This is a genomic window from Pseudomonas sp. Fl4BN1 (assembly GCF_009908285.1).
Taxonomy (GTDB): Bacteria; Pseudomonadota; Gammaproteobacteria; order Pseudomonadales; family Pseudomonadaceae; genus Aquipseudomonas.
Genome location: NZ_JAAARM010000040.1, coordinates 1 through 24,909, shown reverse-complemented (window position 1 = coordinate 24,909; position 24,909 = coordinate 1). Strand labels below are relative to the sequence as shown.

24 protein-coding genes are annotated in these 24,909 nt (G+C 64.6%); 10 read left to right on the top strand and 14 right to left on the bottom strand.

The window, feature by feature from the left end; genetic code table 11:
• The first annotated feature begins 11 nt into the window (after positions 1-11).
• The 6 genes from GV818_RS28970 (at position 12) to GV818_RS28945 (ending at position 7,603) form a co-directional block, all read left to right on the top strand.
• Entirely contained in the window at positions 12-953 is a 942-nt protein-coding gene (locus tag GV818_RS28970; RefSeq protein WP_161757515.1) for an ABC transporter permease, read from the top strand.
• Positions 950-1,900: an iron chelate uptake ABC transporter family permease subunit gene (locus GV818_RS28965; protein ID WP_161778192.1), complete on the top strand. Its 951-nt coding sequence runs from the start codon at positions 950-952 to the stop codon at positions 1,898-1,900. The genes GV818_RS28970 and GV818_RS28965 overlap by 4 nt, the downstream gene beginning before the upstream one ends.
• Complete coding sequence (locus GV818_RS28960) at positions 1,897-2,688, top strand: iron ABC transporter ATP-binding protein (RefSeq protein ID WP_161778191.1); 792 nt, start codon at positions 1,897-1,899, stop codon at positions 2,686-2,688. Before GV818_RS28965 ends, GV818_RS28960 begins: the two co-directional genes overlap by 4 nt.
• Positions 2,675-3,679, top strand: coding sequence for a siderophore ABC transporter substrate-binding protein (locus GV818_RS28955; RefSeq protein WP_218586314.1), 1,005 nt, complete (start codon positions 2,675-2,677; stop codon positions 3,677-3,679). Before GV818_RS28960 ends, GV818_RS28955 begins: the two co-directional genes overlap by 14 nt.
• Positions 3,680-3,877: 198 nt before the next feature.
• Positions 3,878-6,385: a TonB-dependent receptor gene (locus GV818_RS28950; RefSeq protein ID WP_256679552.1), complete on the top strand. Its 2,508-nt coding sequence runs from the start codon at positions 3,878-3,880 to the stop codon at positions 6,383-6,385.
• Positions 6,386-6,685: 300 nt separating this feature from the next.
• Positions 6,686-7,603, top strand: coding sequence for an arginase family protein (locus tag GV818_RS28945; protein ID WP_161778190.1), 918 nt, complete (start codon positions 6,686-6,688; stop codon positions 7,601-7,603).
• Positions 7,604-7,700: 97 nt separating this feature from the next.
• On the opposite strand, the gene GV818_RS28940 is transcribed toward GV818_RS28945, so the two are convergent.
• The 5 genes from GV818_RS28940 to GV818_RS28920 all read right to left on the bottom strand — a co-directional run bounded on the left by GV818_RS28940 (position 7,701) and on the right by GV818_RS28920 (position 13,038).
• A complete protein-coding gene (locus GV818_RS28940) occupies positions 7,701-8,195 on the bottom strand; it encodes a hypothetical protein (RefSeq protein ID WP_161778189.1) in 495 nt (164 codons plus the stop codon).
• Between the two features lie 658 nt (positions 8,196-8,853).
• Positions 8,854-9,537 (bottom strand): hypothetical protein, encoded by a 684-nt coding sequence (locus GV818_RS28935; RefSeq protein WP_161778188.1) that lies wholly within the window; start codon positions 9,535-9,537, stop codon positions 8,854-8,856.
• Positions 9,538-9,690: 153 nt separating this feature from the next.
• Positions 9,691-10,881 carry a hypothetical protein gene (locus GV818_RS28930; protein ID WP_256679551.1) on the bottom strand — a complete coding sequence of 397 codons (1,191 nt, stop codon included), beginning with the start codon at positions 10,879-10,881 and terminating at the stop codon, positions 9,691-9,693.
• Positions 10,882-10,906: 25 nt separating this feature from the next.
• Entirely contained in the window at positions 10,907-11,935 is a 1,029-nt protein-coding gene (locus GV818_RS28925; protein ID WP_161778187.1) for a hypothetical protein, read from the bottom strand.
• 104 nt (positions 11,936-12,039) lie between these two features.
• A complete protein-coding gene (locus GV818_RS28920; RefSeq protein WP_161757522.1) occupies positions 12,040-13,038 on the bottom strand; it encodes a bile acid:sodium symporter family protein in 999 nt (332 codons plus the stop codon).
• A gap of 85 nt (positions 13,039-13,123) precedes the next feature.
• On the opposite strand from GV818_RS28920, the gene GV818_RS28915 reads away from it, so the two are divergent.
• A complete protein-coding gene (locus tag GV818_RS28915) occupies positions 13,124-13,921 on the top strand; it encodes an AraC family transcriptional regulator (protein ID WP_161778186.1) in 798 nt (265 codons plus the stop codon).
• Positions 13,922-14,038: 117 nt separating this feature from the next.
• Here GV818_RS28915 and GV818_RS28910 read toward each other — a convergent pair whose 3' ends face one another.
• The 4 genes from GV818_RS28910 to GV818_RS28895 are packed head-to-tail and all read right to left on the bottom strand — an operon-like array spanning position 14,039 to position 18,640.
• Positions 14,039-14,491: a response regulator gene (locus GV818_RS28910; RefSeq protein WP_161757524.1), complete on the bottom strand. Its 453-nt coding sequence runs from the start codon at positions 14,489-14,491 to the stop codon at positions 14,039-14,041.
• A complete protein-coding gene (locus tag GV818_RS28905) occupies positions 14,488-16,815 on the bottom strand; it encodes an ATP-binding protein (RefSeq protein WP_161757525.1) in 2,328 nt (775 codons plus the stop codon). Before GV818_RS28905 ends, GV818_RS28910 begins: the two co-directional genes overlap by 4 nt.
• Complete coding sequence (locus GV818_RS28900; RefSeq protein WP_161757526.1) at positions 16,812-17,480, bottom strand: response regulator; 669 nt, start codon at positions 17,478-17,480, stop codon at positions 16,812-16,814. The genes GV818_RS28905 and GV818_RS28900 overlap by 4 nt, the downstream gene beginning before the upstream one ends.
• Complete coding sequence (locus GV818_RS28895; protein WP_161757527.1) at positions 17,477-18,640, bottom strand: sensor histidine kinase; 1,164 nt, start codon at positions 18,638-18,640, stop codon at positions 17,477-17,479. The genes GV818_RS28900 and GV818_RS28895 overlap by 4 nt, the downstream gene beginning before the upstream one ends.
• A 172-nt stretch (positions 18,641-18,812) precedes the next feature.
• Between GV818_RS28895 and GV818_RS28890 the strand changes: the two genes are divergently transcribed.
• Positions 18,813-19,334 carry an SgcJ/EcaC family oxidoreductase gene (locus tag GV818_RS28890; RefSeq protein ID WP_161757528.1) on the top strand — a complete coding sequence of 174 codons (522 nt, stop codon included), beginning with the start codon at positions 18,813-18,815 and terminating at the stop codon, positions 19,332-19,334.
• A 46-nt stretch (positions 19,335-19,380) separates the two neighbouring features.
• On the opposite strand, the gene GV818_RS28885 is transcribed toward GV818_RS28890, so the two are convergent.
• Positions 19,381-20,382 carry an AraC family transcriptional regulator gene (locus tag GV818_RS28885; protein WP_161757529.1) on the bottom strand — a complete coding sequence of 334 codons (1,002 nt, stop codon included), beginning with the start codon at positions 20,380-20,382 and terminating at the stop codon, positions 19,381-19,383.
• A 248-nt stretch (positions 20,383-20,630) separates the two neighbouring features.
• Between GV818_RS28885 and GV818_RS28880 the strand changes: the two genes are divergently transcribed.
• Positions 20,631-21,404, top strand: a complete 774-nt coding sequence (locus GV818_RS28880) for an EAL domain-containing protein (RefSeq protein ID WP_161757530.1) — start codon at positions 20,631-20,633, stop codon at positions 21,402-21,404.
• A 36-nt stretch (positions 21,405-21,440) separates the two neighbouring features.
• On the opposite strand, the gene GV818_RS28875 is transcribed toward GV818_RS28880, so the two are convergent.
• From GV818_RS28875 to GV818_RS28860, 4 genes are all read right to left on the bottom strand, one after another.
• A complete protein-coding gene (locus GV818_RS28875) occupies positions 21,441-21,830 on the bottom strand; it encodes a YceK/YidQ family lipoprotein (protein ID WP_256667536.1) in 390 nt (129 codons plus the stop codon).
• A 60-nt stretch (positions 21,831-21,890) separates the two neighbouring features.
• A complete protein-coding gene (locus GV818_RS28870) occupies positions 21,891-22,145 on the bottom strand; it encodes a YceK/YidQ family lipoprotein (RefSeq protein ID WP_256667537.1) in 255 nt (84 codons plus the stop codon).
• A 63-nt stretch (positions 22,146-22,208) separates the two neighbouring features.
• On the bottom strand, positions 22,209-22,457 hold the full coding sequence (locus GV818_RS28865) for a YceK/YidQ family lipoprotein (RefSeq protein ID WP_368668913.1): 249 nt from the start codon (positions 22,455-22,457) through the stop codon (positions 22,209-22,211).
• Positions 22,458-22,620: 163 nt separating this feature from the next.
• Positions 22,621-23,157, bottom strand: coding sequence for a DinB family protein (locus tag GV818_RS28860; RefSeq protein ID WP_161778185.1), 537 nt, complete (start codon positions 23,155-23,157; stop codon positions 22,621-22,623).
• A gap of 286 nt (positions 23,158-23,443) precedes the next feature.
• Here GV818_RS28860 and GV818_RS28855 point away from each other — a divergent pair, with 286 nt between their 5' ends.
• Complete coding sequence (locus tag GV818_RS28855; protein ID WP_161778184.1) at positions 23,444-24,676, top strand: TPM domain-containing protein; 1,233 nt, start codon at positions 23,444-23,446, stop codon at positions 24,674-24,676.
• Positions 24,677-24,909 lie beyond the last annotated feature (233 nt).

The window sequence follows — 24,909 nt, the reverse complement described above, 5'->3', positions numbered from 1 at the left end:
GGAATGTGTCAATGCGTTTAGCCCTACCGTGCCTGTTCCTTGTGTTATGCGTGCTGTCCCTGCTGGTGGGGGCCAAGCAGGTGGCCTGGAGCGAGCTGCTGAGTTTTTCCGACGACGCCTGGCTGACCCTCACCGCGAGCCGTCTGCCGCGCCTGGCGGCACTGGTGCTGACCGGTGCCGGGCTGTCGCTGTGCGGGGTGATCCTGCAGCAGATCGTGCGCAACAAGTTTGTCGAGCCGGCCACGTGCGGCGGCCTCGATGCGGCCAAGCTCGGCATCCTCCTGGCGCTGACCCTGGTGCCCGGCGCCGGTGCCACCGGGCGCATGCTGTTCGCCCTGGGTTTCTGCCTGGCGGCCAGCCTGCTGTTCGTGGCGATCATCCGCCGCATCCGCTTCCAGAACAGCGTGCTGGTGCCGGTGGTGGGGCTGATGTACGGCAGCGTGCTGAGTGCCATCGGCGAGTTCTACGCCTATCGACACAACATCCTGCAGAGCATGCAGGGCTGGCTGCTGGGGGATTTTTCGAAGATCGTCCAGGGCAACTACGAAATCATCTACCTGATCCTGCCGATCGTGCTGCTGACCTATTTGTATGCCCAGCGTTTCACCGTGGTCGGCATGGGCGAGGAGATGGCCAGCGGCCTGGGCCTGAGCTATGCGGCGACGGCGGCGCTGGGCCTGATGCTGGTGGCGGTCACGGTGTCGGCCACGGTGATCACCGTGGGCGCGATTCCCTTTGTCGGCTTGGTGGTGCCTAATCTGCTGGCCCTGCAGTGCGGTGAAAACCTGCGCCGCACGCTGCCGCTGATCGTCCTCTGCGGCGCGTCGTTGCTGCTGGTGTGCGACATCATCGGCCGCTTGCTGATCTACCCCTTCGAAGTGCCGATCGGCCTGACTGCCGGCAGTGTCGGCGGGGTGCTGTTCCTGGTGCTGATCATCTGGAAACACCGATGAACCGTGCCTTGATCCATTCCGGCGTGTGGCTGCTGGTGATCGTTCTGGCACTGGCTTTTGTGTTGCTGGGCGCCGATTTCGACTTCGACTACGTGATCCCCAAGCGCCTGGCGCGCCTGGGCGCTATCTGCCTGGGCGGAGTCTGCGTGGCCTGGTCGTCCCTGGTGTTCCAGAGCATCACCGGCAACCGCATCCTGACCCCGGCGATCATGGGCTACGAGGCGGTCTACCTGCTGTTGCAGGCGCTGTTGATCCTGCTCCTGGGCAGTGGCAGCCTGGCCCTGCTGGGGCCGAACGGCAATGTGCTGATCTCGCTGCTGTGCATGTTCGGCTACTCCTGGGCCTTGCATCGTTGGCTGCTGCGCGATGCGCGGAGCAACCTGTACTTCCTGCTGTTGTTCGGGCTGGTGCTGAGCGTGGTGCTGGGCACCTTCACCCAGTTCATCCAACTGAGTATCAGCCCCGGTGAGTTCTCGGTGCTCCAGGGGTTCAGCTACACCTCGTTCAACCGCATCCAGCCCCAGCAGCTGCTCTATTCGGCCGTGCTGGTGGCGCTGGTCGGTCTGCTGGGCTTGAAGACTCTGGCGAGCCTCGATGTGCTTGCCCTGGGGCGTGATCAGGCACTGTCCCTGGGGGTCGATTACCGGCGCTATGTGCGTCTGTATCTGGCGTTGATCGCGGTGCTGGTGGCGGTGTCCACCAGCCTGCTGGGACCCACCGCCTTCATGGGCATCTTCGTCGCCAACCTCACCTATGCCCTGGCCGGAACCAGCCGCCATCGGCTGACGCTGCCCATGGGCAGCGCGCTCGCCATCGCGATGTTCATCGTTGCGCAGTTCCTGGTGGAGCAGGTGTTCAACTACAAGACCACGGTCGGGATCCTCGTCAACCTGGTGTGTGGCGGGTATTTCCTGGCCCTGATGATTCGCTCCCGAGGTCGCACATGATCAGCGTCAACAACCTGCACAAGGCATATGGCCGCAAGACCGTGCTGGGGGATGTCAGCGTGCAGTTCCCCGCGCGCCGGATGACCTCGCTGATCGGCCCCAACGGTGCCGGCAAGAGCACCCTGCTGATGCTGATGGCGCGGCTGCTGGAGCCGACCTGCGGCGAGATCCTGATCGGCGGGCAACCGGTGGCGCAGTTGCCGGTCAGTGCCTACGCCAAGCAAGTTGCGACCCTGCGCCAGGCCCCGGATTTCAACCTGCGGCTCAAGGTTGAGGAACTGGTGGCCTTTGGGCGCTTTCCCTACAGCCGTGGCCGGCTGACCCGCGAAGACCAGCGGCTGATCGATGAGGCCATCAGCTTCCTGTCCCTGGACCGTTTGCGCGGTGCCTACATCGATGAACTCAGCGGCGGCCAGCGGCAAATGGTCTTCCTGGCAATGACCATCGCCCAGCAGACCGATTGCCTACTGCTCGACGAGCCGCTCAACAACCTCGACATGAAGCACGCGGTGCAGATCATGCGTGCCTTGCGCCGGCTGTGCGACGAGCAGGGGCGCACGGTGATCCTGGTGGTGCATGACATCAATTTCGCCGCCAGCTATTCGGATCACATCGTGGCCATGAAGGACGGTGCGGTGCGTTTTAGCGGCGCGGTGGAGGAGGTGGTGACCCGGGCGCGGCTGGAGGAACTGTATGAACTGGATTTCGAAATGCTGCGCAGCGAGCGTGGCCTGTTGTGCAACTACTTCAACCCATCGGATCAGGAGCGTGAACATGCGCGGGGATAATCTCAACGGCCGCTGGGCCATGGCCTTGTTGCTGGCCATCGGCGCGGCCGTGCAAGGCTGCGACCAGCAGGCCGGCTCATCGGCGGCCGCCGGTGCGCCAACTGCTGCCACGCCGCCGGCCCAGGCCGGCTTCGAGCCGCGGAGCATCAAGCACGAACTGGGGACCACGCTGATCAGCCGGTGCCCCGAGCGGGTGGTGGCGTTCGACATGAGCGAACTCGATACCCTGGACCAGTTGGGGGTGCCGGTGGTAGGCATCGCCAAGGACTATGTCGCGCCGTTCCTCAGCCGCTACAAGGACGACCCGAACGTTGAGGATGTCGGCGCCACGGTGCAGCCGAACCTGGAACGGGTGCATCGACTCAAGCCCGACCTGATACTGATTTCGCCGCTGCAGGCCCACAGTTATCCGCAGTTGTCGGAGATTGCGCCGACCCTGCATTTCGACGTCGACCTGAACAATAGCAACGGCAACTACATCGCCGCCGCCAAGGATCACCTGCTCACCCTGGGGCAGATCTTCGACAAGCAAGCCCTGGCACGGCAGAAGGCCGACGGCATCGACGCCAAGGTGCAAGAGGCCCGGCGGGTGACCGAAGGGCGCCCTGAAAAGGCGTTGATCGTGTTGCACAACAACGGTGCCTTCACCGCCTACGGGGTGAAGTCCCGCTACGGTTTCATCTTCGACACGCTGGGGGTGAAGTCCGCCAGCCAGGACATCGGCGCGGGCCTGCATGGCCAGCCGATCTCCAACGAGTTCATCCAGCAGGCCAACCCCGACATTCTCTATGTGGTGGACCGAACCGCAGTGATGGAACGGCGTCCGGCCCTCGATCGGCAGAGCCTGGACAACCCGCTGCTGCGCCAGACCACGGCCTGGAAGAACGGCCGGGTGGTCTTCGTCGATGCCCAGACCTGGTACCTCTGCACCGCCAGCGTGACCTGCCTGAACACGGTGATCGACGAGGTCATCAAAGGCTATCAGGGTTGATCCGCCTGCAGCCCGGTGGGCCTTGCAGAGACTGTGGGAACTGGTTGCAGGGCCGTTGCCAGGGGAGGTCGCGCGGTTGCCAGCCCCGCCCATGGTCACTCCATGTAAAATGATTATTGTTTAGATTGAGGCTTTGGCTTTCTGGTTCGGAAGACAGAGTGAGCATCACTCATTCTTCCCCACTCAAAGGAGCCCAGCATGGTGCAACGCCGTTCCCGACATCCCGTCACGCTTCGTGTGTCGCAGGCTGTGCAAGACACTTGTGCGGTCTCCCCGCCGAGCACTCTTGCTGCCCTACCGATGGTCCTGTTGTTGGGGTTGAGCGCTGGTGCACTGCTTTCGGTCCCGTCGCCGGTGCTGGCGCAGAGTGCTGAACGGGCGGCGGATGCGCACCACAGCTTCAGCGTCGCGGCGGGTTCGCTGGGGCAGGTGCTCAATGCCTTTGCCACCCAGGCCGGGGTGGAACTGACGGTGAATGCCAGCTTGCTGCAGGGCAAGAGCAGCCGTGGTTTGTCCGGCACCTACAGCATCAGCCAGGGGTTCGCCGAGCTGTTGCAGGCGCACGGTTTGCAAGCCATGCGCCAGGCCAATGGCAGCTACACCCTGGCGCCGGCGGCCAACGGTGAAGACGGCGTGGCACTGCCAGAAACCCGGGTAGAAGGGCGCCAGGCCACGTCGACCAGCCTGGCGCCGGCCTATGCCGGTGGCCAGGTCGCCAGCGGCAGCCGGGTCGGGCTGTTGGGTAACAAGGACTTCATGGAGACACCGTTCAGCACCATCAGCTACACCGATGAATTCGTGCAGAACCGCCAGGCCCAGGACATTGGCTCGGTGATTGGCGCCACCGATCCCTCGGTGTACGTGCCGAGCAAGCGCAGCAACTACGAAACCTTCTACATTCGCGGTTTTTCCACCACCGCCAACGACATCACGTTCAACGGCTTGATCGGCATGGCGCCGAACATGCGCGGTTCCACCGAGCTGGCCGAGCGGGTGGAAGTACTCAAGGGCCCGTCGGCACTGCTCGGTGGCATGCCGCCGGACGGCAGCGTTGCCGGCAGCATCAACATCGTGCCCAAGCGTGCGGGCGAGGCGCCTTTGGCGCGCCTGACCACGACCTATGAGTCCCGTGGCCTGGGCGGTGTGCATGCCGACCTTGGCGAACGCTTCGGTGAGGACAAGCAGTGGGGGGTGCGCTTCAACGGTGTTTACCGCGATGGCGACACCGCGGTGGAGGACCAGCAGCACAAGATGCAGCTGTCGTCCCTCGGCCTGGACTGGCGGGGCGAGCGTGCGCGGCTGTCGGCCGATGTCTACAAACAGCGCGAGCGCATGGATGGCGTCAACTATTTCGGTATCAGCTCGATCGCCAGTGGGGTCAACCGCTTGCCCAACCCGAAGAAGGGCAATCACTCACTGGCACCAGACTGGGCCTACACCATCAATGACACGCAGACCGTGGTGCTGCGAGGCGAGTTCGACCTGAGCGATGCGATCACCGCCTATGCCGGTTGGGGACACCGCGAAGGTGGTTACAACGCCTTGATGACCCGCGACACGCTGCTCAATGACGCCGGTGACATTGATTCCACGGCCATTCGCTCGGTCAGGAAAGGGGCGCAGAAATCTGCCGAGGCCGGCCTCAAGGGCGTCTTCCAGACCGGCCCGGTGGACCACGCCTGGTCGCTGGTCGCCACCCGTTTCACCTCGAACTGGCGCTTCAAGGATGCGGCTTTTTATGGTCACGCCCAGACCCACTATGAACACCTGGATTTCGGGCCCGCTCCGGACCTGAGTGGCTTCGGCGCCACCACCTCGAAAAGCCAGGCCGAACTCGGCAGCTACGCGCTGGCCGATACCTTGTCGTTTGCCCAGGGGCGGGTGCAGTGGACCGTCGGCGCCCGCCGCCAGAGCGTGCAGAGCCGCAACTATGGGGCCACGGGAGCGAGGACCTCGACGTACGATGAAAGCCGGGTGTCGCCGGCCAGCGCGCTGCTGATCAAGGTCACCGATGAAGTCTCGCTCTATGCCAACTACATCGAAGGCCTGAGCCAGGGCAACGAGGCCCCCGACACCGCGGCCAACGCCGGTGAAATCATGCAGCCGTACCAGACCAGGCAATACGAGGTTGGCACCAAGCTCGACCTGGGCAGCTTTGCCAGCACCCTGAGTCTGTTCCAGATCGAGAAGCCCAGTGCCTTTACCGATCCGGCGAGCAATGTCTTCGGGGTCTACGGTGAGCAGCGTAACCGTGGCGTGGAGTGGACCTTCTTCGGCGAATTGCAATCGAGCCTGCGGCTGATGGGCGGCGTGGCCTATACCCAGGCGGTACTGACCCAGTCGCTCAAGGGCGCCAATGCAGGCCGGCAGGTCACCGGCGTGCCCAAGGTGGTGGCCAAGCTGGGGGCCGAATATGACCTGGAGAGTATTTCCGGCCTGACCCTGACCGGCAACGTCAATCACACGGGCAAGCAATACGCCACCGACGACCATCGCCTGGCGCTGGCGTCCTACACCACCTTCGACCTGGGTAGCCGTTATGCCACCCAGGTGGCGACCAAACCGGTGACCTTGCGTGCCACGGTGCAGAACGTCGCCAACAAGGCCTACTGGTTCGGCTCCTGGATCGGCGGTGATGGCAGCGGATTGTCCGGTGGCCTGGGGGCGCCACGTACCTTGCTGCTTTCGGCGACAGTGGATTTCTGATCGGCAGTTGCGCAGCGTTGCCGCTTGATTGAAATCAGATCGGTTGCGGTCGCTCGGTGTCGTGTTTTCGTCGATGGACTTTAGGTGATGCAGGGCCTGGGGGGAAACTTCCGCGCCTGGAAACGGCTGTGTATGATCGCTGCGGGCGGTTGCTGCCCGCCGCTCGTTCCTCGGGCAAGGTGCAAGCAATGTGCTTGCTTTCGGCCCGGCCGCCTTATTCGCGGGTCGAGGTCTGGCAAGGCATGCCCCCCAAGGAGCAATGATGTTTTCACTCGCGCAAGCCCGGCAGAAGACCTTCCCATGCAACTGATCGCGGCGCCCTCGAACCTTGGGCTGAGCCCTTTGCGGCCCAATCACCAGCCCGGTACCTGGCGTGCGCCAGCGGCACTGATCGCGGCGGGCCTGCTCCAGGCCGTCAAGGCGCGGGCCTTCAAAGAGTTGCCGCGTCCGACCTATTCTGCCGAGGCGCAACCGGGAACCCGCTTGCGCAATGGCCACGCCATGCGCTCGTTCAATCTGGCACTGGCCGATCTGGTCGCCGAGGCGGGCCGGCAAGGCGACTTCGCGCTGGTCATCGGCGGCGACTGTTCGATTCTGCTCGGGGCGCTGGCCGGTGCCCGCCGCTCGGGGGCGCTTTCGCTGATTCATATCGACGGCCACAGCGATTTTCGCCATCCCGGCAATTATGATCCCGAGCAAAGCCTGGGCGCCTTGGCGGGCATGGACCTGGCGCTGGCGACGGGCCGTGGCGAGGCGCTGGCCACCGAGTGGCCGGGAATCAGCGGCCCGCTGGTTGCCGAGAACCAGGTGGTGCAACTGGGTGAGCGCGAGAACCGTGATGAAAATTTCCTCTGGCCCGATGTGAACCACACGGCAATCAACCGTATCGACGTTTTCCAAGCCCTCGGGATTGGCCCTGCGGCGGTGCTGCAACGGATCGCCGGCACACTCGATCAGGTACCCGGGCAAGGTTTCTGGTTACACCTGGATATCGATGTGCTCGACCAGGCGCTGATGCCTGCGGTGGATAGCCCCGGGTCGCCGGGCATCGCTCCCGACGACCTGGTGCAGATCATCAGCCCGTTGGTTGCGGATCAGCGCTGCCGTGGCATGACGGTCACGGTGTTCGATCCGGACCTCGATCCGGATGGCCGCTATGCCGCGACCATTGTCGGGATCCTGGCGCAGCTGCCATTTCCGAGGCGATTGAGCGAGTGACCTGCTCGGGAGCCCCAGTACAGGAGAGCGCGGTTTCTGCCGCCCAGCCGGAAGCAGCCGGTCAACGGTTGATGGCGGGTCGAGCGGCTTCGTCGCTTTAATCATGGGGGCGGTGAGCTTCAGCCCATGAGTCATTGCTTCGATAGCGGCCGAGGCCCAGCGCATCAAACTCATCCTCACCTGCCTGGGCGATGACACCGATACGGCGTAATGCGCGACTGATCGGTGAATGTGGCCAGGCGGACATGTGCTCCTCCTCGTCACCAATGTTCAGAACCACCTCACCCTCAAGCCAAACGACGGCATCCTGCCCGCCAGTGCCGCCATGCAGGTAGGTGGCGGCATAGACAATCGGGCCGCGGCCCGAGAGCTTTGTGGCCAGCCCAGTTACCCCGTAAGCCAGCTCGCCCGAGAACGGCTGCACGGCCGTTGCATGATCGTTTGCTCGTTCCTGAAGCTGCGCCTCGACTTCGTCGGTGACAGGTATCAAGGCCAACCCTTGGCAGAGGGCACACACCACCGCCGATGGCAGTTCGTCACGCGCCTCCAGCAGAGCCTCGATCGGCCCAATGAGCACCTGAATCCAATGCATGCCGTCAGTCTCCATTTCATAAGGTCGGGCCTATTGAGTCCTGCCCCCATCCAACCGTTGAGTTTTCCAAAGCCGACCTGAATCACCCCGTTGTTGTCTCTACAGCGATGATCGGTCGACAGCTTGTACAATCGCGCTGGGTACAAACCCCACCCCGCAATGATCGCAATAACAACCATCGACCAGTTGCTGCAGCGGCGCGGCTTTCAGTAGGGCCGGCTCGCATTCATCTACTGCCAGCTGATCCACGCGTTGACAGCCTGTTTTTTCTTCGCCATCGAAGCGTTTTTTGGGGCTTGCAGCGCCTATCAGGATGTACTTGGGCCTGACGTGTTGGGCTGATCTACAGCGGGGGCAGGATTGCATGGGGTTATGGTGCATGGCGTGACCTGATCTGCGGGTGGCGAGGCTCATGATATCGATGATCCCAAGAAATCCTTTAACCCATGTCGTAGGCGCTGACTGCCCGATGAGCATTTTTTGCAGAGTGCCGGGCAGGGGAACTTCGTGTCGAACACGCTGCGGTCGAAGGCGACGTGTTACAGCACCTGTGTGCCGCGCTTGAGACAAGCCGCGGCGATGGTTGAGCGAAAACCCACTGAAGGTCTTTCAGTGTGGTCGTCGAACTTGGCGGCTTGAGCGGTTACTGAAAAACGCCTCAGGCCTTGCATTTGACCAGCGCCAGATACAGTCCGGCGTCTTTTCCCGGCTCGATGTAATGAGCGCCTTCAAGGTTGGCGACCAGGGTCGGTGCCTTCACCAGCTCCAGTTCTGGAGCACCGTCGTACCATTCATCGCGGTCGCTCAAGCTGTGCTCGAAGGCCTTGAGAAAGGCGTCGAGGCTGCCGAACTTGCCGTAGACGTAGCCGCCTTGCTGGTCGCTGTAGAAGCGCGAGTAGGTCAGCAGCACCAGGCCCCAGCGTTCGATACGATCCTGGGGTGAGCTGCGGGGAATCGGCTTGACCAGGTCCTTGCGGATTTCCCAGATCTTGTGGAAGGCATTCTTGTTGTTGTGCACCACCTTGAATTCGATGGCGGTAGAGGGCTGTTCGGCGTAGCTGTCCTCGACCCAGATATCCACCTTGCGGCGTTCGGCGGCGATCAGCCAGCGAGGGACGTTGCTGCGCGGCGGCTGGTCGGGGTAGAGGCGGTAGTTTTCGCGTTCATCCAGCTGGCCGCCGAGGCCGAAGTGCTCGCGATTGATGTCCAGCAACGCCGCCGATTCCAGGCTCAGCCACAGCTCGGGAGCGGCGGTGACGACGATGGATTTGAGGATGCGCTGGCGTTCTTCCTGTTGCAGGTGAGTCAGCAGCAGCTCGGTGAAGCGAGGAACGAAGGACATGGGAGCTCCGTATCAGGTCCAAAAAGGGTGGCAGGGTGATCTGTAGGAGCGAGCTTGCTCGCGATGCTTGCCAAGGCAGCGCATGTTCCCTGTGGGTGCGCGTTATCGTTGACGTCCTTCACGAGCAAGCTCGCTCCTACGAGAGGGTGGCGGTCAGAACGGGCCGTGGGGTTCCGGGATGCCCAGTTGCAGTTGCCGGGCTTCGAGCTGTTTGTCCACGGCGTGTTTGCCACTGACTAGCTTGAGCTGCTGCACGCTGGGCGGCAACTGGCTGTCGATCAGTGTCAGCAGGTCCATCTGTGAGGCCTTGATGATGCGCAGGTCGGCGATGTTCGAGGTTTTCAGGCCGCTGATTTCCTCCAGGGTCTTGAGGTTGATCAGGCTCATCTTGCGCAACTGCGGCGCCGCGCCAAGGTCCAGCCGGCTCAATTGCGCCTGGTCCTCGATCTTCAGCACGTCAAGCTGTGGAAAACCGTCCAGGTCCAGGCGGTTGAGGCCACGCACGCGCATGATCTCCAGCTCCCTGACGGAGGGGCTGTGCAGTTCGGGCATCTGCTCACGGCTGCTGAACGCCACCGACAGACTGCGCAGGCCGCTCATGTCGGCGACCATCCCCAGGGTTGTCTTGGCCGGCAGGCGATGCAGGCTCAGGGTACTGATGCTCGGACACTGGCTCAGCATCTCCAGGTCATGGCTCTGCGGGCTGAGGTGCAGGCTCTGCAACTCGGGCATGCAGGCAATCGGCGCCAGATCGATGGCCGGGCCCTGGTCCAGGCAGAGCCGCAGGCTGTGCAGGCGTTCGAGGTTGGGCAGGGCCAGAAGCCCGGGCAGATCGGCACGGAAGACTTCCAGGGCAAGCTCCCTGAGCTGGTGCAGGCGGCCAATGGCCTGGAAATGTTCCAGGGTTTCGAGGCCGTCCAGGCTCAGCGAGTGGACGTTGGGCAGGGCGAGCAAGGTCCGGCCATCAAAACCTCTGCTCGAATAGTGGTCGTAGAAACGCACGGTGAGGCGCTCGCCATAACGCGCGCAGAGGGCATCGATCTGTTCCAGCAGTTGGCAATCGTATTGCTCGACGCTGTGCCACTGGACGATGACCCGGGCCCGCGGATCGGCCTCCAGCCGGGCACCGACCTGCAGGCGCAGGTCGGCCTGGGTCGGTGCTTTGATTCGATGGGGAAGCATCAGCGGTCCTTGATGATTGTCGCGCGGCATCATGCCATCACTGTGGGCTTGGCGTAACGCCGATAGCCAACTGGCCGCCGAGGCCGACGTGCTGGTGATGATGGCAAGCACTGCGCAGGTTCGCGGTGAGTGCGGGTTATCGTTGACGTTCTTCGCGAGCAAGCTCGCTCCTACGAGAGGGTGGCGGTCAAAACGGGCCGCGGGGTTCCGGGATGCCCAGTTGCTGTTGTCGGGCTTCGAGCTGTTTGTCCACGGCGCGTTTGCCACTGAGTAGCTTGAGGTGTTGCACGTTGGGCGCAAGCTGGCTGTCGATCAGTGTCAGCAGGTCCATCTGTGGGGCCTTGATGATGCGCAGGTCGGCGATATTCGAGGTTTTCAGGCCGCTGAGTTGCCCCAGGGTCTTGAGGTTGATCAGGCTCATCTTGCGCAACTGCGGGGCCCCGCCAAGGTCCAGCCGGCTCAATTGCGCCTGGTCCTCGATCCTCAGCGTTTCCAACTGTGGAAAGCCCCCCAGGTCCAGCTGATTCAGGCCGCGCACCCGCAGGATGTCCAGTTCCTTCACGTATGGGTTGCGCAGTTCCGGCATGCCGTCGCGGCTGCCGAAACTCACCGACAGGCTGCGCAGGCCAGCCATCTGGGCCACCACGCCCAGAGTCGTCTTGGCCGGCATGCGGTGCAGGAACAAGCTGGCGATGTTCGGGCACTGGCCGAGAACGTCGAGGTTGTGGCTCTGCACGCTGATGGCCAGCTGGCGCAGATCGGGCATCTGGCCGATTGGCGTCAGGTCGATGGCGGGCCCTTTGTCCAGGGATAGGCGCAGTGCCCGCAGCGCTTGAAGGCTGGGCAGCGCCAGGAGCCCGGGCAGGTCGGCGCTGATGACTTGCAGGGCAAAATCCTTGAGCTTGTGCAGGCTGCCAATGGCCTCGTAGTGCTCCAGGGTGTCGAGGCAGTCCAGGGTCAGGGACTGGACGTTGGGCAGGGCGAGCAAGGTTCTGCCGTCAAACGCGCTGCCTGGATAGTGGCTGTAGAAGCGTACATTGAGGCGCTCGCCGTAGTGGGCGCAGAGGGCGTCGAGCTGGTTCAGCAGATTCGCGTCATATTGTGCGCCACGCTCGAACTGGACGATGACCCGGGCCTGTGGGTCGGCCTCCAGATGGAGCTGGACCTTGAGTTTCAGGTCGTCCTGAGCTGGGGCATAAATTCGATGGGGAAACATCAGCGGTCCTTGGTGATTTTCGCCGCGGCATCATGCCATTGCGCAATCCTCATCGCCATCGGTCCGCAGGCCCGGCCAGCCGCCGGGCCACCTTGCCGGGCAACCTAGGGATCGACCTGGCCCATCAGCTCGGCCACCGACTCCGGGCGCTTGGCGTAGCGCTGGGCCAGCACCGCGCAGACCATCAGCTGGATCTGGTGGAACAGCATCAACGGCAAAATCAGCACGCCCAGGGTGCTGCCGGCGAACAACACCTGGGCCATGGGCACGCCGGTGGCCAGGCTCTTCTTCGAACCGCAGAAGAGGATGGTGATGCGGTCTTCCTGATTGAAGCCGAACAGCTTGCCGAGGACGCTCGCAGCCAGCAGCACCAACGCCAGCAGGATGCAGCAGGCGACCACCAGGCCGGCCAGTTCCCACAGTGGGATCTGCTGCCAGATGCCTTCATTCACCGCCTCGCTGAAGGCGCCATACACCACCAGCAGGATCGAGCCCTGGTCGACGAAGCGCAGCCAGTTCTTGTTGCGCCCGACCCAGGCACCGATCCAGCGCCGGGCGATCTGCCCGGCAATGAACGGCAGCAGCAGTTGCACGCTGATCTTGAGGATTGCATCCAGGGTCGAGCCGCCGTCGCCGTGCACGTTGAGCAGCAGGGCCACCAGCAGCGGGGTCAGGAAGATCCCGAACAGGCTCGACGCCGCGGCGCTGCAGATGGCCGCAGGAATGTTGCCCCGGGCCAGGGAGGTGAAGGCAATCGCCGACTGCACCGTGGCCGGCAGCGCGCAGAGGTAGAGCATGCCCAGGTACAGGTCATTGCCCACCAGCGGCGACAGCAACGGCTTGAGCGCCAGGCCCAGTAGCGGAAACAGCACGAAGGTCAGGCCGAACACCAAGAGGTGCAGGCGCCAGTGACCGGCGCCGGCGATGATCGCCTCGCGGGACAGCTTGGCGCCGTGGAGGAAGAACAGCAGGCCGATGGCGAGGTTGGTCAGCCAGCCGAAGCCGACCGCTATCTGACCGCTGGCGGGCAGCAGGCTGGCCAGCAGCACCACGCCGATCAAGGTCAGGGTGAAGTTGTCGGGCAAAAGACGGGAACGGGTCATGACGGAATCATCCAGGGGTTGCCAAGAGCGATGGGGCGACTCTAACGTGACTGAAATTTACCGACTAACGCCAATGAGCCAGTTAATGCCGCCTAAAGGACATGAAAAGATCGTCCGGCGCAGTATTCCCGGTCTGCCGAGCCTGCCGCGACCCGTGTACGGGCGCACCGAATCTCTGCCCAACCGGGCGCTGACCCGGCGTCACAGCCACCCCTGGGTGCAATTGTCCTACGCGATTGCCGGGGTGCTGGAGATCCAGACCCGCGGCGGGCGCTTTATCGCCCCGCCACAACGGGCGGTATGGATTCCTGCCGGCGTGCCGCACCGGGTGTTCAGCTCGCCGCGTACCGAGATGCGTAGCCTGTACCTGGATTGCAGCGTCACCGCCTGGGCGCCCAGCGACAATTGCCAGGTGCTGGCGGTCAGCAGCCTGCTGCGGGAGTTGATCCGCAGCTTCAGTGAGTTGCCGGTGGCGTATGTCGAGGACAGTGCCGACGGGCGCCTGGTCCAGGTGCTGCTGGATCAGCTGGCCGCGGCGCCGCAGTTGGACCTGATGCTGCCGCTGCCCCACGACGTGCGCCTGCGTTCGATCTACCGCAGTCTGCAAGCGCACCCGGAGCAAGCCACCACCCTGGGCCAGTGGAGCCACAAGCTCGGAGTGACCGAGAAGACCCTCAGCCGCCTGTTCCTCAAGGACACCGGCCTGACCTTTCGCGCCTGGCGCCAGCGCCTGCGTCTGCTCGGCGCCTTGACCCCGCTGGAGCAGGGCGAGCGGGTCACCGACGTAGCACTGGGCTGTGGCTACGATTCGACCTCGGCCTTTATCGCCGCCTTTCGCCAGCAGTTCGATGCCACGCCGGGGGAGTTCTTTCGCCGCTTGTGAACCTTGGGGGCATGCCAGCGGGTTCATCTCCTGCGGACCCTGCGGCCTGCAAGTGTGGCCCGGTGCAGCCTGTGCCGGCGGCCACATGCCGGGTCATGCCAGCGTGCAATGGCGTACTCAGGAGCGCGGCGGGCGCAGCAGTTCGATACGTTCCGCCGGCACCAGGGTGCGCAAGGTCTTGTACAGGGCCCGGGTCTCCAGCAGGTTCCAGATCCGCAGCAGGGTTTCCAGGGCGTCCAGCGGCTTGCTGATGAAGTCCCGCGCTCCCAGGGCCAGGGCCCGCAGGCGGGTGTCGCGGGTGGCGTCGGCGGTCAGCACCAGGATCGGCAGGTAGTCGTTGGCCGGGATGCGCCGGTTGAGTTGTTCCAGCACCGCGAAACCGTCGAACTCGGGCATGTGCAGGTCGAGGATCACCAGGTCCGGTTCGAAGCTGTTGAACAGCTCCAGGGTGCGCAGCGGCTGGGTGCTGCTGAGGACGTTGTGCAGCCCTTCGCGGGCCAGCAGTTGCTCCATCAGGTCGAGGTTGGGGCGCTGATCGTCGACGATCAGGATGCGCATATCGGCAGTCATACGGGCTCCGGCAGGCAGGCTTGGAGGTGGGCGAGGAAGGCCGGAATGTGGATCGGCTTGGTCAGGATCGCCGTGGCTCCGGCTTCGCGCAGGGCGCGTTGGGTCGGTTCGCTGGCGTCGGCGGTGATCATCAGGATTGGCGTGCTGGCGGTGATGCTCGAGGCTCGCAGCCGTTGCAGCACTTCCAGGCCTTGCAGGTCCGGCAGGTTGACGTCCAGCAGGATCAGTTGCGGCGCGTGCTGGCGGGCCAGGTCGAGGCCGATCTGCCCCTGCATGCTGGTCAGCAGCTGAATTCCCGGGCGGCGTTGCAGCAGGGTTTCGATCAGCGCCAGGCTTTGCAGGTTGTCTTCGATGCAGAGGATCTTGCCCTGGTGCCGGGCCGGCCGCGGGGGGGACGGCAGGTTCAGTTCCGGCACCGCGAACGGGGCGGCGGCAACAGTGTCGGGCAGCTGCACGAAGGGCAGCTCCAGGCTGAAGCGACAGCCATGGCCCAGAACACTCTGCACGCTGAGGCTGCCATCCATCATTTCCAGCAGGCTCTTGCTCAGGGCCAGGCCCAGGCCGGTGCCTTCGACCTTGGGGTCGGCGTCCAGGCGTTCGAAGGGCTTGAACAGGCGCTCCAGGTGATCGGCGGCAATCCCGGCACCGGTGTCGATCACGCTGATGTGCAGGCGCGGCGCCTCGATCAGCACTTCGATGCTCACCTGGCCACCCGCGCGGTTGTACTTGATGGCATTGGACAGCAGGTTGAGCAGCACCTGGATCAAGCGCTGGCGGTCGGCGATCACCCCGCTGTCCGCTGGCAGTTGCGGCAGGGCCGCGAGGTGAATGTCGGCGTCGGCGGCCATCGGCGACACCAGGGTCAGGGCTTCGTGCAGCACCGCGGCCAGGGCCATCGGTTCGACGTTCAACGGCAGGCGCCCGGCCTCGATCCGGGCAATGTCCAGCACCTCGTTGATCAGCCCCAGCAGGTGCTGGCCGGCCCGCAGGATATGTCCGACCTGAGGCCGCTGGCCGGCGCTGGAGTCCATGTCCAGCAGTTGCGCGAAGCCGAGGATGGCGTTCAGCGGGGTGCGCAGTTCATGGCTCATGCGCGAGAGGAATTCGCTCTTGGCGCGGCTGGCGCTTTCGGCTTCCTCGCGGGCGGTGCCCAGGGCGATCTCCGCGGCGCGACGGTCGGTGATGTCGCGGGTGATTTTCGAGAACCCCCGCAGGGCGCCGCTGCTGTCGTACTGCGCGGTGATCACCACGCTGGCCCAGAAGCGGCTGCCGTCCTTGCGACAGCGCCAGGCCTCTTCCATGTAGTGACCGTGGGCGGTGGCTTCGCGCAGGGCCATGTCCGGGTGCTGCGGGCATTCTTCCGGCAGGTAGAACAGCGAGAAGTGCCGGCCGATGATTTCCTGTTCGCGGTAGCCCTTGATCCGTTCGGCGCCGACGTTCCAGGTGGTGACCCGGCCCTCGGTATCCAGGGCGAAGATCCCGTAGTCCTTGACCCCGTCGATGATCAGCCGCAGACGTTCCTCGTTGTCGCGCAGGGCCCGCTCGCGTTCGGCCAGCAGTTGCCCGGCTTCCACCAGGCGGGTGCCCAACTGGCCGATCTCGTCCAGCTCTGGCGCCTGCGGGCGCAGCGGCTGGCCCAGGGCCAGGCGTTGTGCATTGCCCTGTACCTGCTGGACCCGATAGACGATGCCCCGGGACAGCAACAGCACCGCGATGATGGCGCCGAACAGCCCGCAACCGGCCGCCAGCAGGGTGGCGAACAGCAGGCGCATACGGGTGGCTGCCGCCGCTTCGGTGCGCTCGGCCAGCAGCGCGTCTTCGCGCACGCGCATGGCACTGATCTGTTCGCGCAGCACGTCGAGTACCTGCTTGTTGTCGATCAGGATTGCGGTCACGGTATCGGCGTCGTCACGGCTGCCGTTGCGCAGGGCCACCAGGCCGTCGAGTTTGGTGCGGATCAGCGGGGCGATGGTTTGCAGGTATTCACGCATTCGCGCATCGCGCACATTCTGGTCCAGGCGCTGCAGGGCGGCTTCGATCTGCGGCCGGGCCTGGAGGTAGGCGGGGAGGAAGTCCTCGCGCCGGGTCAGCAGGTAGCCGCGCACGCTGGCGGCGGCTTCCGCCAGCAGGGTGTGCACCGCCTGGATATCGCCCTGTACCAGCAGCACCCGGCGCACGTCTTCCTCGGCGCGGGCGGTCTGGCGTTCGGTGCTGTAGATCAGCACCAGGGACAGCAGCAGGATCACCAGCGGCAGGGAGATCACCACCAGCGCCTTGCCCCGCAGCGGCAGGTCGGCCCAGCGCCGGGCGCTCAGCAGGTTCATGGCCACTGCCCGTCAGGTTGCGCCACCAGCCCCAGGGCCATCCCGCGCACGGCGGCCTGGGTGCGGTCGGCGGCCCCGAGTTTGCCGATCACCCGTTCCACATGGGCCTTGGCGGTGCCGGTGGTGATACCGAGTTTTTCGCCGATCTCGCGGTTGCTGAAACCGCCGGCCACCAGGCCCAGCACCTGGCGCTCCCGGGCGGTCAGGGGCTGGGCCTGGGGTGCCTGGCCGTTGCCGCGCTCGGTCATGCGCCGCAGCAGACGGGCGCTGACGGCACTGTTCAGGGCTTCCTCGCCCTGGGCGACGCGTTGCAGGGCAGCGATCACTTCCGCCCGGCTGGCGTCCTTGAGCAGGTAGCCGACGGCGCCGGCGGCCATCGCCGCTTCCAGGTGGTCGGGGCTGTCGTCCATGGTGAAGATCACCACCTTGACCCCGGGCTGGCGTTGTTGCAGCAGGCGCGCGGCCCCCAGGCCATTGAGCCGGGGCATGCGGATATCGAGGATGGCGATGTCCGGGTGCAACTGTGCACACAGCTCCAGGGCTTCTTCGCCGTCCCTGGCCTGGCCGACCACCTCGAACTCCGGGTTGCCGGCCAAGAGGGCGACGAAACCAGTGCGGGTGACTTCATGGTCATCCGCCAGGACTAGGCGTATTACCGAATTCATAGCGGTTGCTCCTGGGGTTGCACGGGCACTTGGGCCTGGATGCAGGTCCCGCCGCCGGGCCGGCTGTTGCAGGTGAAGCGGCCTCCCAGCAGATGGGCGCGCTCCTGCATGGCCACCTGGCCCCATTGCTCGGCGCCCTGGGCTGGCGGGTTGAGGAAGCCGCAGCCATCGTCGTTGATGCTGAGCAGCGCTTGTCCTTGCTCCAGGGCCAGGCTCAGGGTCACGTTGGCGGCCCCGGCGTGCTTGAGAATGTTATTCATGGCTTCCTGGGCAATCCGGAACAGGGCGATCTCCAGGGCCGCCGGCAGGCGTTCCGGGCAACGCTGCTGCCAGTGCACGGCAAGCCCTGCGTCCCGCAGGCGGTCGGCTTCACGGTCGATGGCCCGCAGCAGGCCGAAGTCATCGAGCACGTGGGGGCGCAGGCCGCCGATCAGCTGCCGGCCCTCACCGACACAGCCCTGGGCCAGTTGCAGGATAGTCTGCCATTCGCCTTGCAGTCCGGCGGGCAAGGACGGGCAGCGTCCGGCGAAACCCTGCAGGCGCTGATGCAGTCCGGCCAGGGTTTGCGCCAGGCCATCGTGCAGGTCATAGGCGACGCGCTTGCGCTCATCTTCCTGGGCGCTGAACAGGCGCTGCACCAATTCCGACATGCTGCGTTCCCGGGCTTGCAGGTCGTTCAACAGACGCCGGTTTTCCAGGTGCGCCGCCAGCAGCGTGGCCAGCAGTTGCAGGGACTCCAGGTCTTCGCTGTCCGGCGCGCTGAGGGGCACGCTGTTGGCCAGCAACAGGGCGCCGAAGGCCTGGCCATCGGCGCGGTGCAGCAGCACCCGCAGCACTGGGCTGTCGAGACTGGCCGGGTGCTCCAGCCAGCGCGGTTGCTCAGCCAGGGCCCGCAACGCCTGCAGGCGCTCGGCACTGCCCTGGGTGGCGCTGGCGTGCACCACGCCATCCTCGCTCCACTCCAGCAATACGCCATGATCCATGGCGACAAAGGCGCAGGCGCGCTGTACCACCCGCAGGCGCATCTGCTCGGGCGGCAGTTGCAGCAGTTCCTGGCCGGTGTCCACCAGCAGGCGCAGGCGCGCCGCGCGGCTTTGCGATTGCCGGTACTGGCTGCGCAGGGCCAGGGCGCTGGCGGGATCGAGGGGCGGGGTGGACATGGCAAGGCTCCAGCAGGGCGGCGGTGCGAGTGAACAGGCTCGGGCATTAGACCCGCTGCCCCGGGCTGCGCCTATCTGCCGAATGGCATAGGCCGATGGCTCCAGTTGGCCGATGGCACGGGCGGCGGCCCTGGGCACAGTGGTGCTTATTGAAACCCACTGGAGTCACTGAATGAAACTGAAAACCACCGCCCTGGCCCTGTTCTTCGTTCTGACCGCGCCGTTGGCCCAGGCCCTGGAAGCCACGCCTTACGTGTACCGCACCGTGGCCGAGCAACCGCAGAATATCCAGGACCGGGAAATTGCCGGCTTGTTCGATCGCTGGAACACCGCCCTGCAGACCGGCAACCCGCAAGCCGTGGTCGGCCTGTATGCGGCCAACGCGGTGCTGCAGCCGACGGTTTCCAACCAGGTACGCAATACCCACGCGCAGATCCAGGACTACTTCGAGCATTTCCTGGCGTCCAAGCCGGTGGGGCAGATCAACTACCGCGAAATCCGTCACCTGAGCCCGGATGCGGCGATGGACAGTGGCGTCTACACCTTTACCCTGACCGCTGCCGACGGCAAGCAGCAGCAAGTCCAGGCACGCTACACCTTCCTCTATGAGCGTATCGACGGGCAGTGGAAGATCCTCAACCACCACTCTTCGGCCATGCCGCAAGTGCAGCCGCAGTTGCAAGCCAGCCACTGATCGATTGCCCCAAGCCATTGCGCCGAGCCTCTGCTCGGCGTTGTGCTTATTGCTCGCGGTAACGCCCGGGCGTCATGCCGAACCAGCGCATGCAGGCCTTGTGAAAACTGCTCTGGTCACGAAACCCCAGCAAGGCCCCGATGTACTTCACGCTGCGCATGGAGTTGCGCAGGAAACTGTGGGCCAGCATCAACCGGGCTTCGTCCAGCAGGGCCGAGAAGTGCACGTCCTCATGGCCCAGGCGCCGTTGCAGGCTGCGGGTGCTGACCCCGACCATTTCGGCAATGTGCGGCAGGTCGCTGGGGGCGCCCCGGGCCAGGCATTCCGCGAGGGCCCGACGAACGCGTGCGGTCATCGAGCCGCTGAGCAGCACGTTGAGCCGGGCGCGGGCATATTCCATGTGCAGCACGTCCAGCGCCGGGTCGGCGGTGGGCAGGGCCATGGCGCAGTCCTGGCTGCTGAAGGTCAGGCTGTTGTGGGGCGCACAGAACTGCAGGTTATCCCCCAGCAAGCGCCGCAGCGCGCGAGTGTCCGCAGGCTCGGGGTAGGTGAAGGCGGCTGCCAGGGGCTGGGGTTTGTGCTGGGGGAGCAACCAGTGCAGCAGGCCCAGGGTCTGGGCGGCGCCGGCATCGACCACCGCGCGAGGCATCAGCGAAGGTTCGGCGGTGACATCGAAGCCGATCAGCTTCAGCGCCTGGGGCTTGCGCTCCAGGCACATGCAGAAGCCGTTGCTGATCAGCGCGTGGTAATCCACCAGGCGTTGCAGCGCCGCACCGAGGGTCGCGCAGGACATCACCGCATAGCCCAGGGCCTCCAGGTTGGCCGGGTGGGCCTTGCTGTAGGCCAGCAGGCCGAGGTCCGGATTGCCGGTGCATCGAGTGGCTTCGCGCATCACGTGATAGACCAGTTCCAGCCTGACGCCCTTGGGGTTTTCATCAACGTCCTGAATGCTGCTGCCGAACTGCTTGAGCAGGGCGTCGACGTTGGCGCCACCCTCTCTCATGACATCGGCAAGCACCCGAAAGCTGGCGCTGGTCATTCTATGCATAGGTCTTCCTGGACTGGTGGCTAAATGATGTCGATGGGGCCATGGGCATGATTGCAATAAACAAAAGGCCGCAGACGATTAACCAGGGCGCAGGGTTTCCGAGGACAAGCGAAAGGTATCCAGGAACACTTCCTGAGGCGTGCGGGAGGGCCGATCATGGTCGGGCAGGGGCCCTTGAGCGACGGCGATGGCCAGTTCGTCGCGTTGCTCAGGTCGGGGTGTGCCGTTGTCTTGCCTATGGATCTGTCATGCAAAGCATCAAAGACTTTTACCGCGAACTGGCTGACGGCCATCTGATGCTGGCGTTCCAGCCAGTGGTATGGCTGCCGGACAGCACCCGGGTGCTGTATCACGAAGGGCTGTTACGGCATGTCGATGCCCTGGGCGGTGGCGTCTATCCGTTGGCGCTGCTGGAAAAGCACCAACTGATGCGTGAGCTGGACCGCAGCGTGGTGCTGTGCGTGATTGAGTGCCTGCGGCGCGACGAGCGCCTGCGCCTGGGCTGCAATGTCTCGGCCCAGAGCGCGATCATCGATGGCTACTGGTACGCCATCCTTGAGCGGCTGCGCGATTCACCCTCGGTGGCCGCCCGGCTGGTGATCGAGATCACCGAAAGCGCCACGCCGCCGAGCATCGAGGCGGCCAGTGAGTTTGTCCTGCGTCTGCGCGAGCTGGGGTGCCGAGTGGCCATCGATGATTTCGGCGCGGGCCTGGGCACCCTGGAATTCATCCGCCAGACCCGGCCGGACATCGTCAAGATCGACAAGGGCTACATCCAGCGCGCCCGCGGCGAGCTCAACAGCGCCCAGACCCTCAGCCACCTGGTGCAGCTGTGCAAGACCCTGGCGCCCTGCGTGATCATCGAAGGGGTGGAGACCGCCTCCGACCAGGGCCTGGCCACGGCCTGCGGCGGCGAGTGGGGCCAGGGCTATCTGTTCGGCCGACCCCAGGTGGATCGCCTGGGGCGGCGCTGTCGCCTGGAGCAGCGGCAGGTCGAGCGGTGTGCGCCGGATCAGGCGTAGCCATGCTTTGGCCAGGACATGGCCAGGGCGACGCTTTCAATCGGCCTGGGTACTGATGGGCGGGCTGGCGGCCGTCGGGTCTTGCGCCGCGGCCCCGAGGGGCAGGGCGGGCAGGTCTGCCTCGGACGCACGCTTCATATCTACGTGCATGTTGCGCTGGGGCCGTGCCGGCTGGAAGGCGTCATAGGGCAGCAGCACGGTGTCGAGCGCCGCGTCCAGGGGCAGGCTGGCGATCATCAGGATCGGGCACACCACCATCGCCCAGCAGCCGCCGGTGAGCATGCGCCCATAGCCCATGTCGTAGCCGGTGAGTAGCTGCGCGTTGGTCTTGGTGCTGCGGTAGTAGCGATCGTCGCGCCAGTCCAGGCCGCCGCCTCGGGCCATGTAGGTGCCGCAGCCAGTCAGCAGCAGGGTGTTGAGCAACAACAGGTAATTGATGATTCGGATGATCGGGATTCCATTCAGGGGAGTGGCAGGGTGCGAGGCTCAGGGCTGCATCGCGTCGTAGGGCAGCAGCACGGTGTCGACGGCGGCGTCCAGGGGCAGGCTGGCGATCATCAGGATCGGGCACACCACCGTTACCCAGCAGGCGCCAGTGATCTTGCGTGCTTCGCCCATGTCGTAGCCGGTGAGTATCTGCGCGTTCATTGTCGTGCCGCGGTAATAGCGGTCGTCGCGCCAATCATGGCCGCTACGCACCACGTAGGTGCCGCAACCGCTCAGCAGCAGGGTGTTGAGCAACAGGTAAAGGATGATTCGGATGATCAGGCTTCCACTCAGGGGTGTGACAGGGGCGGGAGAGGCTCAGTGATTCATCGCGTCATAGGGCAGCAGCGCGGTGTCAGCTACGGCATCCACCGGCAGGCTGACGATGGCCACTACCGGGCAGACGATGGTGATCCAGCAGAACATCGTGGCATAGCCGTCGTAGCCGCTGGCGCCGCGCATGGTCAGTAGTTGGACGTTGGCCTGAGTGCCTTTGTAGTAGTCGTAGCGGGTGTGGGAATCGGGGGTGCGGGCGATTAGGGTGCCGCAGCCCGCGAGGGACAGCACAGACAACCCAAGTACAGCGTTGAGAACGTTGATGGCGCCTTCCTTAGCAAGCGGTTTTTTCCGCGCGCATAGTCGCAGAAGCCTGGTGATGAAGCTAGATTGGGCGCGGATAAATAATGGCTACGGCAGCGGGCGTTTTCGATCGCGCTGGGTTGAGGGCTGATCAGGGCTCGGAAGGGATCAGCAGCAACAGATCGGTATCGCCGATGTCCACCCCGGCCTGGGTCAGCAAGGTGCTGGCTTGACCCCGGTGGTGGGTCTGGTGATTGAAGAAATGCAGCAGCAGGCTGTAGATATTGCGTACCCCCGCGGTGCCTTGCATGTTCGCGTAGTGCAGGTTGTGCTCCAGGTCGGCTTCGCTCAGGGAGGCGGTCCAGTCGAGGATGATCTGGTCCAGCCATTGGCGCTGCTGCCAGAGCCCGCGCAGGTCGGCGAACAGCAGGCTCTTGAGGTCCTGCGGTCGGGCCAGGCCGTCCAGCGGCAGCAGCGTCGGGTGCCGCGCTGGATGCTCGGCAAAGCGCTTGAGCCAGATCAGGTCACCGGCCTGCAGATGGTTGAGAGTGCCGAGGATCGAGCCGAAGAACGCCCGGCGGTCCAGGTTGACCTGCTCATCGGGCAGGGTCAGGGCAGCGCTGTAGAGCTTGGCGTTCATCCACTGGTTGTAGCGGGCCATCAGGCACAGATGCTCAGTCCGGTTCATTGCCGTTCCTTGTGATAGCGGGGCGGTCGATCAGGCGGCTCACAGCTTCGCAAGCCTCTGGGCAAGCGTGCAATAGATCCTTGAAAATATCTGCCAAGGGCGCGGTTGCGCATGCTCATGAACGCCGCGCTGAGGGCGGTTGTGCGGACGCCTACAGGTCGTCGGCCTCGGGTCGGTTTGGTTAGCGAAGCGGTTTTTTGGCTTGTCGTTGACTGCCGCGAATCGCCACCGCGAGAGGCAGTGATAAAGTTCGACCACTCAGGATGAACGATGCGGGTGGCGACGGATGATCAAGGCGTTTTTGCAACAAGGCCGCAGCCTGTGGCTCGCGGTTTTCCTGGGGCTGCTGTTGCCGGCGATGGTGTTCGCCGAGTCCCCTCCGCCGGGGCTGGTGAAGATTTCCCTGGAGCGCCGGGTCATCGATCTGAGCGCCACCCTCGACGCTGTCGAGCAACAGCGGATCGAGCAGAAACTCGCGGCACTGGAGCAGCGCCGCGGCGCGCAGATCGCCGTGATGCTGGTGCCCAACCTGGGTGAGCAGAATATCGAGACCCTGAGTAACCAGCTGTTTCGCGCCTGGAAACTGGGACGCAAGGGCATCAATGACGGCATCCTGCTGCTGGTGGCAAAGAACGATCGCCAGGTGCGCATCGAGGTGGGCTATGGCCTGGAATCTCTGGTCACCGACTTGCTGGCCGGGCAGATCATTGCCCGGGACCTGACCCCGGCCTTTCGCCAGGGGGACTATGCCGGCGGTATCGAGCGGGCCCTGGATGACTTGATTGTGCTGGTGGACGGTGGCCAATTGCCGGAGCCGGTATCGGCGCCGTTGACGGTGCCACCCGAGGCCTACGCTCTGCTGCTGGCGTTCATCTTTGGTTCGGTGGCCGGAGTGATGCTGGCTGCAGGCTGGGCGTGGCGCCGGGTCCTGGGTGCTCTGTTGCTGCTGGCGGCGTTGCTGGTGGGCGTGGTGGGCGGGCGAGAGTGGCCGATGCAGTTGCTCCTGGTGCCGCTGTGCATGTTGGTGGGCGGCGCTACCTTCGGTGGGTTGTGGCAAGCGCGCCGGGTGTTCTATGGCGTGCTGGGCCTGCTGCTGTACATCGCGCTGCTGACCCTGGTCAGCCAGTACCTGGGCAGTGCGACCTTCCTGTATGGCCTGGCAGTGCCCGCGGGCGTGTTGCTGGTGCTGGGCGGTCATTGGCTGCTGTACCGGATGATGCGCAACAGCTGGAAGAAGAGTGCCAAGGGTTTTCGGTGGCGGCTGGGAGTGCTGCTGGTGCTGACTCTGTTGCTTGAGTCTGCGGTCGGTGGTTGGAACTCGTTGCACTCCTGGCTGGCGGTCCTACCGTTCGCCTATTTCATCGCTTTTGTCCTGTTTGCCGGCAGCAGAAATTTTCGCTGGAGCAGCGGCGCCAGTAGCGGCAGCAGCGGTGGCGGTTCCAGCACCCGCTCCAGCTCCAGCTCCAGTTCGGGGGGCGGCGGCTCCAGTGGCGGCGGTGGTGCGTCGGGCAGTTGGTGACAGGTGCGTGGCGAGGCAGCGGCCTGATGCTCGTTGCTCTTTCCTGCGCCGGCGGACCGGCTGCGGTGCAGACGGGGCCGCCGGCTTTACTGGGCTAGACGACTTCGTCGATCAGTGAAGTGGTCGCTGGGGTGTGCGTCACTGGAGGGCGGGGCTGTTCTTTCAGCGCATCCCTGAGTTTTTCCAGCGCGTCTTTCTGTTCCTGAGTCAGCGGTGGCGGCGGGGTGTCAGAG